We start from the raw sequence: 12,395 nt of genomic DNA, 5'->3' as shown, positions 1-12,395 counted from the left end.
CCGAGACTGGAGTTTATGGGATCAAAGGAGCTTCCCATGCCGCAGACCGGCACCGTCAAATTCTTCAACCATGCCAAAGGCTTCGGCTTCATCACGCCGGACGATGGCGCGAAGGATGTCTTCGTCCATATTTCGGCCGTGCAGGCGTCGGGTCTTCCCGGTCTCGAAGATGGGCAGAAAGTAACATTCGACACCGAGCCGGACAAGCGCGGCAAGGGACCCAAGGCCGTCAACCTGTCGGTCGGCTGAGACTGTCGGCTCCAGCAGCGCAGCCAGCTCGATCAGAGCCTGGTTTTTGACGCCTCTCTTGGACCGGCAGGTCGAAATCCGTTCAGCCTCCGTTCAGCCACGGTCGCATATTAGTCTTGGGTAAAGCCGGACCGCATCCCCTGCAAAACTGCACGGCCCGGTACGAAGGAGACCAAGATGAACAGAATTTTCAAGACAGCCGTGCTGTCCGCCGCCATGGCGGCCACCATGCTTGTGGCCTTGCCCGCGGCCAACGCCGATGAATGGCGCCATCACCGCCACCACGGCAATGGCGACGCCATTGCCGCCGGTGTGCTTGGCCTCGCCGCCGGCGCCCTGATCGGTGGCGCGCTGGCCAATGACCAGCCACCGCCTGATGCTAACCGCTACTACGATGACGGCTACTACAATGACGGTTACTACGATCGTGACGTGCGGATCCGCCCGGCACCGGTTCGCCGCTACTATGTCGAACCGCGGGTGGTCTATGCGAATCGCTATGCCGAGCCGTGGACGCGTGACTGGTACGAATACTGCTCGGACCGCTATCGCAGCTTCAACTCCCGCACCGGCACCTTCACCGGCAATGACGGCGAGCAGCATTTTTGCACTGCAAACTGAGGCTTCCCTGCCCCAAACAAAAGAGCGCTGACCGCAAGGCCAGCGCTCCTTTGTTTTGACTCTACGACCTCGAGTGGAGGCGCTGATCTTAGACCAGGAACGGATTGGTCCGCCGCTCCTCGCCAAAACGGCCGCCAGGGCCGTGGCCGCAGATGAAGCCGATATCGTCGCCGAGCGGCAAGAGCTTGTCCTTGATCGAGGCGATCAGCGTTGCGTGGTCACCGCCGGGCAGGTCGGTGCGGCCGACCGAGCCACGAAACAGAACATCGCCGACATGGGCGAACTTGGCCGCGCGGTTGTAATAGACGACGTGGCCGGGCGCATGGCCGGGGCAATGCAGCACCTCGAATACGTGGCCGCCGAACGACACGGTCTCACCTTCGGTGAGGAACCGGTCGGGCACGCAGTTGCGCGCGCCGGCAATACCGTAGAGCCTGCCCTGTTTCTCCAGATTGTCGAGCAAAGGCTTGTCGGCTGCATGCGGGCCGATGATGTCGAGGCCGAGCGCTTCCTTCAGCTCCATGGCGCCGCCGGCATGGTCGATATGGCCGTGCGTGATCCAGATCGCCTCGGCTGTGATCGCATTGTCCTTCAGCACCGCCAGCACCTTGTCGATGTCGCCGCCCGGATCGACGACGACGCCGTGCTTGTCGTCCATGTCAAACAGGATGGTGCAGTTCTGCTGAAACGGTGTGACCGGCACGATGCCGGCATTGAGCTGACCCATGATCGTCCTTTCGATGTTCACGCGGTGATGTAGAGGCGCGAATGAAGGGCGTCCACCCTCGAAAGACGAACAGTCAGTCGTTGCACAAACAGAAATGGGCGGCCGAAGCCGCCCATTTGAACAAACCCGAGACCGTCAGACTTACTTCTTCATGGCGCCCATGACGGCGCCGATGATGCCGGTCAGGATCGCGCCGCCGCCGGCGCCACCGATGATGTTGTCGAGGTTGAGCGCACTGCCGAGACCGCTCGTCGCTGCAGCAGCCGCCGCCGGATCGACCGCGCCGTGGCCAAGCAGGCTGCCGAGGATTGCCGCGCCGCCGACGCCGCCAATGGCGCCACCCAGAATCTTGGGAAGCTGGCCCATCGCCGCGTTCTTGAGTGCAACACCGACCGCCTGACCACCGATGATACCCGTAATCACCTGTACAATGATCGGAAGAAGCGTTTCCATATGATTAGTCCCTCCATAGCTGCCAGCCTCCCGGGCCGACACCATCATGAGACGCCGAATTGACTGAAAGTCAAATGCAGAAACGCTGAAATAAAAGGGGCGGCCCGAAAACCACCCCTGCTTGCGCGAAAAGCTGTGACTATCGTTATTCTGCGGCGATCGCGTGCTTCGGCTGAACCGCGGCAGAATAGTCATTCATGAGATTCTTGGCGATTTCGCCAACCTCGAATCGGTAAGGTCCGACCTCCGAAACCGGCGTTACTTCCGCCGCTGTTCCGGTCAGGAAGCATTGTTCGAAGCCTTCGAGTTCTTCCGGCAGGATGGCGCGTTCGATCACTTCCAGGCCACGGTCCCTGGCGAGCCCAATGACCGTGCGGCGGGTGATGCCGTCGAGGAAGCAATCGGGCTTGGGTGTATGGATCTTGCCGTCCTTGACGAAGAAGATGTTGGCGCCGGTTGCCTCGGCGACCTGGCCGCGCCAGTCGAGCATCATGGCGTCGGCATAGCCTTTTGCTTCGGCGGCGTGCTTGGACATGGTGCAGATCATGTAAAGGCCGGCGGCCTTCGACTTCGACGGCGCCGTGCGCGGGTCGGGCCGGCGCCATTCCGCGACATCGAGGCGGATGCCCTTCAGCTTCTGCGCCGGATCGAAATAGCTCGGCCACTGCCAGATGGCGATGGCGACGTTGATGCGGTTGTTCTGCGCCGAAACGCCCATCTGCTCGCTGCCGCGCCAGGCGATCGGCCGGACATAGGCGTCCTGGAACCCTTGCTTCTTCAACAGCGTGGTCGAGGCGTCGTTGAGCTCGGCGACCGAATAGGGAATCTTGAAGCCGAGCAGGCGCGCCGATTCATGCAGGCGCTCGGTGTGCTCGTTGAGCTTGAAGATCTCGCCGCCATAGGCGCGCTCGCCCTCGAAGACTGCGCTGGCGTAGTGCAGACCGTGGGTCAGAACATGGATCTTGGCGTCGCCCCACGCAACGAATTCGCCATTCATCCAGATGAAGCCGTCCAGTTGATCGAAGGGAACGGATGCCATGGTAACCTCCCGCGGGTCGCGGCCCGCATATCCTTAGTGTCGTAGCGTGTTCTTTTTGGCCGCGCCGTGTGATTGGAGACGCCGGCCGGTGTTACGAAGCGTAGGCGGATAATCGCGCTCTGGCAAACTCAGGAAGTTCCGGAAAAACCGGCCTGCCTTGCCTTTTCGTTCGCAATCCGCCCAAAAGCTTGTCAAAAATTACCATTGCAGGGAAATTACGTCAATAGTACTGACATAATCTCCCGTTCCCATGGAGAAATGATGACGGATCGAAGCCCAGCCGCCGGAAAGCCGATCAGGACCGCGATGTCAATCGAGGACGGCATAGACTTCGCCATCATCGAACTGTTCTTCTTTGCCTATCGCGACTTCACCTCCGATCCCGATCAGATCCTGGCTGACTATGGCTTCGGTCGCGCCCACCATCGGGTGCTGCATTTCGTCAACCGCCGGCCGGGCCTGACGGTCGCCGAACTGCTGGACGTGCTGAAGATCACCAAGCAGAGCCTGGCGCGCGTGCTCAAGCAGCTCATCGACACCGACCATGTCGTGCAATTGCAAGGTCCGCGCGACCGCCGCCAGCGCGAACTCTATCCCACCGCCAAGGGCCGCGCGCTGGCGCTGGCCCTGGCGCGGCCACAGTCACGCCGCATCCGTGCTGCATTGGAAGATTCCGGCGCCACCGAACGGGCCTTGGTGGAACGCTTCCTCGAAGCGATGGTCAATCCGGAACTGAGAGCTCAGATCGACGTTGGGTCCGCAAAAATGTCAGGAAAAAGCCATGGAGAGCACTGAGAGGGTCGATCAGGCGGCCGCACCGGACGACGACGCGCCGCATCTGCTTGTGGTCGACGACGACACCCGCATCCGCAATCTTCTCAAACAGTATCTGACTGAAAACGGCTTTCGCGTCACCGTCGCCGGCAATGCCGGCGAGGCCAGGCGCAAGCTCGCCGGCCTCGACTTCGACCTGCTTGTGCTCGACGTCATGATGCCCGGCGAAAGCGGCGTCGATCTCACCAAATCGCTGCGCGCCGAAAAGAACGTGCCGATCCTGATGCTGACCGCGCTTTCGGAAACCGACAGCCGCATCTTGGGGCTCGAGGCCGGCGCCGACGACTATCTGCCAAAACCCTTCGACCCGCGCGAGCTGATCCTGCGCATCAACAACATCCTGCGCCGCGGCGGCCCGGCGACCACGCCCAAGGTCGAACAGCTGGTCTTCGGCCCCTACACGTTCCAGATCGCCAGGCGTGAACTGAAGCGCGGCGGCGAGGCGCTGAAACTGACCGACCGCGAGCAGGAGATCCTGGCCATCTTTGCCGCGCGGGCCGGCGAGACCATCCCGCGCCACGAACTGGTCGGCGACGATTCGGAGGTCGGCGAGCGCACCATCGACGTGCAGATCAACCGGCTGCGCCGCAAGATCGAGCGCGATCCGTCCAATCCTGTCTGGCTGCAGACCGTGCGCGGTATTGGGTATCGGCTCAGCGTGGAATAGAATACCGGCCGCGGCTCTGGAGCATGATCCCGAAAAGTGGGAACCGGTTTTCGGAAAAGATCATGCTCCAACAAAGAGTTAGATCAGGAAGACGATTTAACGGAATCGTCTTCCTGGTCGAGGGCCGCGGGCGAAATGAAAAGAGCCAATGGCAACGACGGAACTGGAAGGGCCGGGACCTGACGGCTTGAGCGCACGCGCTACGCGAACGCTCAAGGCGGTGCCGCGCATCTGGAACCGGTTCTGGCGCCTCGTTTCGCTTTACATGCCCAAGCGCCTTTACGCGCGCTCGCTGATCATCGTCATCGCGCCGATGATCCTGCTGCAATCGGTGGTCGCCTTCGTCTTCATGGAGCGCCATTGGGCAACGGTGACGCAGCGCCTGTCGCAGGCCACCGTGCGCGACATCGCCGCCATCATCGACCTGATCGAGACCTATCCGCACGACGCCGACTACGCCAACGTCATCCGCATCGCCCAGGACCGCATGCAGCTGAAGGTTGACCTGCTGCCGCCGGATCCCTTGCCGCCGCCCGGTCCCAAACCGTTCTTCTCGATCCTCGACGACGTTCTCTCGTCCGAGATCACCCGCCAGATCAACCGGCCGTTCTGGATCGACACGGTCGGCAATTCCAACATCGTCGAGGTGCGCGTCCAGCTCGAGAACAAGGTGCTGCGCGTCTTCGTGCGCCGCAGCCAGGCCTATGCCTCCAACACCCACATCTTCCTGATCTGGATGGTCGGCACCTCGCTGGTGCTGCTGATGATCGCCATCCCCTTCCTGCGCAACCAGATCCGACCGATCCTGACGCTTGCCGAGGCCGCCGAAAGCTTCGGCAAGGGCCGGCCGATGCCGCGCGATTTTCGCCCGCGCGGCGCCGAGGAGGTGCGCCGCGCCGGCTTTGCCTTCATCCAGATGCGCGAGCGCATCGAGCGCCAGATCGACCAGCGCACCGCCATGCTGACCGGCGTCAGCCATGATCTCAGGACCATCCTCACCCGCTTCAAGCTGCAGCTGGCGCTGGCCGGCGGCAAGGCCGAGACCAAGGCGGCGCTCAACCAGGACATCGACGACATGCAGTCGATGCTGGAAGGCTATCTCGCCTTTGCCCGCGGCGAGGCCTCGGAGGACCCGGGACGTTTCGATCTCGAAGCCTATTTCCAGAAGCTCAGCGACGAGGCCGCCTTGCGCAAATGCAAGCTGTCGACGACGCTTTCGGGTGATCCGACCGTGCATGTGCGGCCGAACGCCTTCGCGCGGCTGTTGTCCAACGTCATCGGCAATGCCTTCCGCTATGCCAAGACGGTGGAGGTCAGCGCCGATCACGGCCGTGGCTCGCTCGTGGTCACCGTCGACGACAATGGTCCCGGCATTCCGGCCGACAGGCGCGAGGACGTGTTCAAGCCCTTCGTGCGGCTCGACGAAGCCCGCAACCTCGATGCCAGCGGCACTGGGCTCGGCCTGTCGATCGCCCGCGACATCGCCCGCAGCCATGGCGGCGACATCACCCTCGACGACAGCCCGCTCGGCGGCCTGCGCGCGGTGATCAAGGTTCCAGCCTAGGCGGAGCATGATCCCGAAAAGTGGAAACCGGTTTTCGGATAAGATCATGGTCCCAGAAGGACTGCTTCATCCGCCCGTCATGAAATCATGGTGAAGAGCGCGCATGAAACGCGCGACTTCACTTGATTCGGCCTTGCCGCCTCGCTTCGATCCCGTCCCCGCCCGGGTGCGCTGGAGCGAAGCGAGGGCTGGCGGCTGGTCGCCGTTCCGGCATCGTCTCAAGGCAACCGTCGACCTTTCCAGCAAAGGGCCGCCATGCGCATATTGATGGTCACCGACGCCTGGCGCCCGCAGGTCAACGGCGTCGTCCACACGCTGGAGCGGCTCACCGAAACGCTGAAGTCCTTCGACGTCGCGGTGGATTTCCTGACACCCAACATCTTTCGCACGCTCCCCCTGCCGACCTACCCCGACATCAGGCTGGCGCTGACCACGCCAGGCCATGTCGCGCGCCTGATCGACGCCTACAAGGCCGACCATATCCACATCGTCACCGAAGGGCCGCTCGGCATCATGGCGCGGCGCTATTGCCGCAATGCCGGCCGGCCGTTCACCACCAGCTATCACACGCGCTTTCCCGAATATCTCAGCGCCCGCCTGCCGGTGCCGGAAAGCTGGGCCTATCGCTGGCTGCGCGACTTCCACAATTCCGGCCAGGGCACGCTGGTCGCCACCCAGTCGCTCGCCGATGACCTTTCGGCGCGCGGCTTCAACAAGCTGAGGCCATGGACGCGCGGCGTCGACACCGACCATTTCCGCCCGGACAAGCGCAAGGACCTCGGCCTCCCCGGCCCGGTCTTCCTCTGCGTCGGCCGCGTCGCCATCGAGAAGAACCTCTCCGCCTTCCTCGACCTCGACCTGCCCGGCAGCAAGGTGATCGTCGGCGAAGGTCCGGAGCTTGCCAAGCTCAAGTCCCGCTACCCCAACGCGCATTTCCTCGGCCATCGTCCCAATGACGAACTGGCGGAGATCTATGCCTCGGCCGATGTCTTCGTCTTCCCCAGCCGCACCGACACCTTCGGCAATGTCATCATCGAGGCGCTGGCCAGCGGCACGCCGGTCGCCGCCTATCCGGTGACCGGGCCAATCGACATTGTCGGCGACGGCTTTGGCGGCGCGGTCTCCAACGATTTGCGCGAAGCCGCGCTCGCCGCGCTCGAGGTCGACCGTGCGCAGGCACGAGAACGCGCCATGCGCTACAGCTGGAAAGCCTGTGCGGAAATGTTTCTCGACACGGTCGAGGAAGCGCTCGGCAGGACGCGCAAGCTGGCGGCCTAAGGACATCGTGGCCTGGGATGTGTTGAGATTCAGGTCAGGCCGAGCCGAGAATGGTGCTCTTCGGGAACCGGGGACGAGCGTACTTTTGGTACGTGAGCTCAGTTCTACTGCGACGCAGTAGAACGGGGAAGCGCAGGAGACCGCCGTTCGCAGGTCGGCATCACCTGAATATCAACGCATCCTAAAACAACCGCCCGCCGTCCGGCACCTTGCGCTCGATGGCGCCAAGCACCACGGCGCCCTCCTCATCGGGAAAGCCCAGTGTCAGCACTTCCGACATGAACGGCCCGATCTGGCGCGGCGGAAAATTGACTACGGCGAACACCTGCCGGCCGACCAGCGTCTCCGGCGTATAGTATTTGGTGATCTGCGCCGACGATTTCTTGATGCCGATGTCGGGTCCGAAATCGATCTTAAGCTTGAAGGCAGGCTTGCGCGCTTCCGGAAATGGTTCGGCCTCGACGATCGTGCCGGCGCGGATGTCGACACGACCGAAATCGGCAAAACTGATCTCAGGCTTACGCTCGCTGCTCGAACTCATCTCGTCTTGTCTGCCTCGCCGCCGCTCAAGCGTTGCCGTAGGTCTCGAACAGCACGCCGGCCAGCGCATCCTTGGCCGAGGTGCCCGACCAGACGACGAACTGGAAAGCCTGGAAATAGCATTCGCAGGCTTCCAGCGCCGAGGACAAAAGCACCTCCACCTGCTGGCTCGACGGCTCGACCCCGCCGGCCAAAAGCAGCGACTGACGGAACATGATCGCGCCTTCCTGCTCCCAGAGGTCGAAATGCCCGAACAGCATCTGCTCGTTGATCAGTGACAACAGCCGCATCACTTCCAGCGCCCGGGTCTCCGGCACCTTGATATCGAAGGCGCAGGCCAGATGCAGCGCCTCGAAATCCTCCATCCAGGAGAAGGAGACGTGATAGTCGGTCCAGCTGCCTGCGACCGAGATCGAAATTTCATCGTCGCCGGCCCGTTCGAAGGACCAGTCATTGTTGTGGGCCACCTGCTCGATAACATCCACCGGATGGATTTCGCGGGAGAATTCGAGTTCGAGAAGTTCCATGGAATGCTTCCTGTCGTTCTGAGGAGCGCCGCCACACGCTCCGCGGGAGGGCACACACAACGAACAATCTGATCTAGAACTCGGACGGCCAGGACTTTCTTCGCGCTAAAGACTACTTCTCGACGCAAAGACCCCAGACCGGACCCCACCGCCCGGCCGCATGACCCTGCTCCGAATCATGCAACAAATTCAGTCTATTGATCGGGAGTCGCGTGAACAGCCCAATTTTTCGCACTGCGTCATTCGCATGTGGAAAGGCGCTGTCACAAAGATTCATGCAATGCCGTTAAGCGATTCACGGCAAAGCGATTTTCAGGATCGGACTATGTGGAAAAGTTTAACGATTATTTTTTTGCGCGGGGCTTCGCCGCCGCCGCTGGTGCGGCATCACCGGCGAATTCGGCGAGCTTGGCCTCGAGCGCTTCGATGCGGGCGGCAAGCCTTGCATTCTCGTCCCTGGCCTTGGCGGCCATCTCGCGCGCGGCCTCGAATTCCTCGCGCTGCACCACGTCCATCGAATTGAGGATGCGCTCCGCCTGGCCCTTGAAGGCGGTCTCGACCTCGCGGCGCACGCCCTGCGCGGCACCCGCTGCATCAGTCATCAGCTTGGCGAATTCATCGAGAATGCGGTTCGGTCCGGTCGACATGGCAAATCCTCGCTTTGCTCGAAATGACGTAGTGGCGCGGAGCGCCGAATGCAAGAACGTTGAGGGCCGGTGCGGCATCAAGTCGGATCCCTCACCAAATCACCGGCAAAATCACTGGCAAACTCGATCAATAACTATTATTGTTCTAGGATGTTTTTAGGAGCGCCATCATGGCCATCAGCGCAGACTTGGGCAGCCGTCTCGAAGATGTCGTGAACCAGCTCGTCAGCACGGGCCGCTACAATTCGAAGAGCGAAGTGCTGCGTGAGGGCGTTCGCCTCGTCGAAGAGCGGGAGAAGCGCCTCGCCGCCCTCGATGCAGCCCTCACCAAAGGCATCGCAGATGCCAATGCAGGCAGAGTTAAGCCTGGTGACGAGGTACTGAACAGGCTTGAAGCCAAATACAGGGCAATGGCAGAGAAGACCAAGTGAGGCAATTGGTCTTCACAGATCAAGCCGAGGCAGACCTTGAAGCCATTGGTGATTACATCGCGCTCAACAGTCCATTTCGGGCCATAACGTTTATCCAGGAATTGCGCCGCGATTGTATGGAGCTGTGCACCATGCCGGAGCGCTATCCGCTCCTTGAGCGGCATTTATCGCCATCCGGCGACGCGTCCACGGCAACTATCTGATTTTCTATCGCGTTGGCACCGACACCGTTGAGGTACTGCACATAATACATGGTGCGATGGACATCGAGACGATCTTGTTTCCGGAAAATTGACAACATGAAGGCGCCCTATACGGGCTGGCGCTAAGTCGCCTATTGTGGCGTTTTCATCGCGACTTCCGCCAAGCACGAGTCACCTCCAGTCAGGGTCACCCAATGGCAACGCCCCCACGCCGACCGACAAATCCGTTCGCGGCCGCCGAAGCGGCCTTCAAGCCGGTCAAGAAGCCGGCAGCGCCCGTTCGCGAACCCTCGACCGCCCCGAATGTGCGCGAGCTTGTTTCGATCCGCATCGACCGGGCCGTGCTCGACCATTTCCAGGAAGACGGTCCAGGCTGGCAGGACAGGATCAACGACGCATTGCGGCAATGGGTGGCCGCAAAGGGTTGAGCGCACCACCCCCACGGCGCGATGGCTGGCAATGGTGACCCGTCGCGACACTTGACGGCGACCAGCTTGCCTTGACCCTGCCAAAACCCTGCCGCATGGTCCGCGCCCGAATGCGACCGCAACCGAGAGCTCCCCGTTGAACGAATATTTCCTGCTGCCGCTGGCCTCGTTGCCCTTCCCAAACATCAACCCGATCCTCATCCAGATCGGGCCGCTGGCGGTGCACTGGTACGGCGTCGGCTACATCGTCGGCATCCTCTTTGCCTGGTGGTATGCCAAGCGGCTCGCCGCCAATCCGAAGCTTTGGCCCGACGGTATCCTGCCTATGAAGCCGGAGGATCTCGACGATTTCATCGTCTGGGCGGCCATCGGAGTCGTCCTCGGCGGTCGCACCGGCTATGTGCTGTTTTACGACCTGGCGCGCTATATCGCGCACCCGCTCGACATCTTCGCCGTCTGGCAAGGCGGCATGTCGTTCCATGGCGGCCTGCTTGGCGTCATCCTCGCCATGACGCTGTTTTCCATCAAGCGCGGCATCCGCACTTGGTCGCTGTTCGATCTCGTGGCCGCCGGCGTGCCGGTTGGGCTCGGTCTGGTGCGCGTCGCCAACTTCATCAATTCCGAGCTCTGGGGCCGGCCGACGGATGTGCCCTGGGCAATAGAATTCCCCAATGGCGGGCCGTTCACCCGCCATCCGAGCCAGCTCTACGAGGCCCTGCTCGAGGGCCTGGTTCTGTTCCTGGTCCTGCGCATCCTCACCCATTCGCGCCTCAAGCTGAAGACGCCGCGCTTCGTCGGCGGCGCCTTCATCTGCGGCTATGGCCTGTCGCGCATCTTCGTCGAGTTCTTCCGCGAACCCGACCAGCAGCTCGGCTACCTCCTCGGCACCAACTGGCTGACAATGGGCATGATCTTGTCGACGCCGATGGTGTTGGCCGGCATTTGGGCGATGGCCACAGCCAAGCCGGTGAAGCAAGCACAGCCGCAGGCGACATGACGCGGCTGAAGACCCGCATCGTCGACCTGATCGAGGCGCTCGGCCCCCTTCCCGTCAACGAATACATGGCCATGTGCCTGTTCGACCCCGCGGACGGCTACTACACGACACGCGAGCCCTTCGGCGCCGCTGGGGACTTCGTCACCGCGCCGGAGATCAGCCAGATGTTCGGCGAACTCGTCGCGGTCTGGCTTTATCAAGCTTGGACAGCGATTGGCCGGCCGATGCCAGTGACCATCGCCGAGATCGGCCCCGGTCGCGGCACGCTGATGAAGGACATGCTGCGCACCCTGTCGCGGCTCGATCCTGATCTGGCCAATGGCGCCGCCTTCGCCATGATCGAGACCAGCCCGCGCCTGACTGAAATCCAGAAGCAGACGCTCGACGTGACACCTTTCGCGGTTCGTTGGCACGAGACCATCGACACCCTGCCCGATCAGCCGCTGCTCATCGTCGGCAATGAATTGTTCGACGCCGTGCCGGTCCGCCAGTTCGTCCGCGCCGGCACGGGCTGGCGCGAGCGCATGGTCGGCCTCGACGACGAGGACACGCTCTGTTTCTTCGCCGGCGCCGGCTCGGTCGACCCGACGCTGCTGCCCCCCGACGCCGCTGAAGCGCCGCAGGGCGCGATCGTCGAAGTGGCACCGGCTCGCACCGCGCTGATGGCCGCCATTGCCGGCCGCATGGCCCCAAACGGAGGCGCCGGCCTGTTTCTCGACTATGGCCATCTGCAGCCGGGGGTCGGCGACACGCTGCAGGCTCTGCGCCAGCACAATCACGAAGATGTGCTGGCCAACCCCGGCGAGGCCGATCTCACCTCGCATGTTGATTTCGCCGCCCTTGCCGCCACCGTGCGCGCATATGGTCTCGACGCCCATCTGTCGACGCAAGGCGATTTCCTGCTCGGCATGGGCATTCTCGAGCGCGCCGGCCGGCTTGGCGCCGATGGCGACCAGGCGGCCCGCGACAAGATATCAGGCGATGTCGAGCGTCTCGCCGGGCCGCAGGCCATGGGCGAACTATTCAAGGTGCTTGCCGTCCTGCCGCGCGGAGTGCCGATCCGGCCCTTTTCGACGGCGGATTGACTTTTCACCGCTACCCCTCCCAATCTCGCGTCCGGTAAAAGAGCGGCCGAACCGCCGGCCGTCTCGCTTCCCGACTTTTTCTTGACGAAACCGCCCACACGGACA

At 62.4% G+C, this 12,395-nt stretch carries 18 protein-coding genes; 12 read left to right on the top strand and 6 right to left on the bottom strand.

Annotation, left to right across the window (positions count from 1 at the left end; genetic code table 11):
- The first annotated feature begins 36 nt into the window (after positions 1–36).
- On the top strand, positions 37–249 hold the full coding sequence (locus JG747_RS12025; protein WP_008877668.1) for a cold-shock protein: 213 nt from the start codon (positions 37–39) through the stop codon (positions 247–249).
- Between the two features lie 177 nt (positions 250–426).
- Complete coding sequence (locus tag JG747_RS12020) at positions 427–870, top strand: BA14K family protein (protein ID WP_019860628.1); 444 nt, start codon at positions 427–429, stop codon at positions 868–870.
- An 88-nt stretch (positions 871–958) separates the two neighbouring features.
- Here JG747_RS12020 and JG747_RS12015 read toward each other — a convergent pair whose 3' ends face one another.
- From JG747_RS12015 to JG747_RS12005, 3 genes are all read right to left on the bottom strand, one after another.
- Complete coding sequence (locus JG747_RS12015; RefSeq protein WP_027047294.1) at positions 959–1,597, bottom strand: MBL fold metallo-hydrolase; 639 nt, start codon at positions 1,595–1,597, stop codon at positions 959–961.
- Positions 1,598–1,738: 141 nt separating this feature from the next.
- Positions 1,739–2,050 (bottom strand): hypothetical protein, encoded by a 312-nt coding sequence (locus JG747_RS12010; protein ID WP_019860630.1) that lies wholly within the window; start codon positions 2,048–2,050, stop codon positions 1,739–1,741.
- A 145-nt stretch (positions 2,051–2,195) separates the two neighbouring features.
- Entirely contained in the window at positions 2,196–3,089 is an 894-nt protein-coding gene (locus JG747_RS12005; RefSeq protein ID WP_019860631.1) for a branched-chain amino acid aminotransferase, read from the bottom strand.
- A 261-nt stretch (positions 3,090–3,350) separates the two neighbouring features.
- Between JG747_RS12005 and JG747_RS12000 the strand changes: the two genes are divergently transcribed.
- The 4 genes from JG747_RS12000 (at position 3,351) to JG747_RS11985 (ending at position 7,432) form a co-directional block, all read left to right on the top strand.
- Complete coding sequence (locus JG747_RS12000; RefSeq protein ID WP_027047295.1) at positions 3,351–3,884, top strand: MarR family winged helix-turn-helix transcriptional regulator; 534 nt, start codon at positions 3,351–3,353, stop codon at positions 3,882–3,884.
- Positions 3,871–4,590: a response regulator gene (locus JG747_RS11995; RefSeq protein ID WP_019860633.1), complete on the top strand. Its 720-nt coding sequence runs from the start codon at positions 3,871–3,873 to the stop codon at positions 4,588–4,590. The genes JG747_RS12000 and JG747_RS11995 overlap by 14 nt, the downstream gene beginning before the upstream one ends.
- Before the next feature lie 148 nt (positions 4,591–4,738).
- The gene (locus tag JG747_RS11990) at positions 4,739–6,154 is read left to right on the top strand and encodes an ATP-binding protein (protein ID WP_019860635.1); all 1,416 of its coding nucleotides are present in this window, start codon (positions 4,739–4,741) and stop codon (positions 6,152–6,154) included.
- A gap of 255 nt (positions 6,155–6,409) precedes the next feature.
- Positions 6,410–7,432: a glycosyltransferase family 4 protein gene (locus JG747_RS11985; protein ID WP_202361836.1), complete on the top strand. Its 1,023-nt coding sequence runs from the start codon at positions 6,410–6,412 to the stop codon at positions 7,430–7,432.
- A gap of 181 nt (positions 7,433–7,613) precedes the next feature.
- Here JG747_RS11985 and JG747_RS11980 read toward each other — a convergent pair whose 3' ends face one another.
- The 3 genes from JG747_RS11980 to JG747_RS11970 all read right to left on the bottom strand — a co-directional run bounded on the left by JG747_RS11980 (position 7,614) and on the right by JG747_RS11970 (position 9,146).
- Complete coding sequence (locus tag JG747_RS11980; protein WP_202361835.1) at positions 7,614–7,973, bottom strand: tRNA-binding protein; 360 nt, start codon at positions 7,971–7,973, stop codon at positions 7,614–7,616.
- A 25-nt stretch (positions 7,974–7,998) separates the two neighbouring features.
- Positions 7,999–8,499, bottom strand: coding sequence for a YbjN domain-containing protein (locus JG747_RS11975; RefSeq protein ID WP_013893499.1), 501 nt, complete (start codon positions 8,497–8,499; stop codon positions 7,999–8,001).
- Positions 8,500–8,843: 344 nt separating this feature from the next.
- Positions 8,844–9,146 carry an accessory factor UbiK family protein gene (locus JG747_RS11970; protein ID WP_019860641.1) on the bottom strand — a complete coding sequence of 101 codons (303 nt, stop codon included), beginning with the start codon at positions 9,144–9,146 and terminating at the stop codon, positions 8,844–8,846.
- A 170-nt stretch (positions 9,147–9,316) separates the two neighbouring features.
- Between JG747_RS11970 and JG747_RS11965 the strand changes: the two genes are divergently transcribed.
- The 6 genes from JG747_RS11965 to JG747_RS11945 all read left to right on the top strand — a co-directional run bounded on the left by JG747_RS11965 (position 9,317) and on the right by JG747_RS11945 (position 12,290).
- Positions 9,317–9,577: a type II toxin-antitoxin system ParD family antitoxin gene (locus tag JG747_RS11965; RefSeq protein WP_019860642.1), complete on the top strand. Its 261-nt coding sequence runs from the start codon at positions 9,317–9,319 to the stop codon at positions 9,575–9,577.
- Positions 9,574–9,780, top strand: a complete 207-nt coding sequence (locus JG747_RS11960; protein ID WP_342216789.1) for a type II toxin-antitoxin system RelE/ParE family toxin — start codon at positions 9,574–9,576, stop codon at positions 9,778–9,780. The genes JG747_RS11965 and JG747_RS11960 overlap by 4 nt, the downstream gene beginning before the upstream one ends.
- Positions 9,744–9,872: a type II toxin-antitoxin system RelE/ParE family toxin gene (locus tag JG747_RS37670; protein WP_317452361.1), complete on the top strand. Its 129-nt coding sequence runs from the start codon at positions 9,744–9,746 to the stop codon at positions 9,870–9,872. Before JG747_RS11960 ends, JG747_RS37670 begins: the two co-directional genes overlap by 37 nt.
- 102 nt (positions 9,873–9,974) lie before the next feature.
- Entirely contained in the window at positions 9,975–10,208 is a 234-nt protein-coding gene (locus tag JG747_RS11955; RefSeq protein WP_019860643.1) for a BrnA antitoxin family protein, read from the top strand.
- Positions 10,209–10,344: 136 nt separating this feature from the next.
- Positions 10,345–11,205: a prolipoprotein diacylglyceryl transferase gene (gene lgt / locus JG747_RS11950; RefSeq protein ID WP_202361834.1), complete on the top strand. Its 861-nt coding sequence runs from the start codon at positions 10,345–10,347 to the stop codon at positions 11,203–11,205.
- Complete coding sequence (locus JG747_RS11945; protein ID WP_027047296.1) at positions 11,202–12,290, top strand: class I SAM-dependent methyltransferase; 1,089 nt, start codon at positions 11,202–11,204, stop codon at positions 12,288–12,290. The genes lgt and JG747_RS11945 overlap by 4 nt, the downstream gene beginning before the upstream one ends.
- The last annotated feature ends 105 nt before the right edge of the window (positions 12,291–12,395 follow it).

It is taken from the genome of Mesorhizobium sp. 131-3-5 (genome assembly GCF_016756575.1).
Taxonomy (GTDB): domain Bacteria; phylum Pseudomonadota; class Alphaproteobacteria; order Rhizobiales; family Rhizobiaceae; genus Mesorhizobium; species Mesorhizobium jarvisii.
The sequence above is the reverse complement of the archived record's forward strand: the minus strand, read 5'-3'. Positions and strand labels throughout refer to the sequence as shown.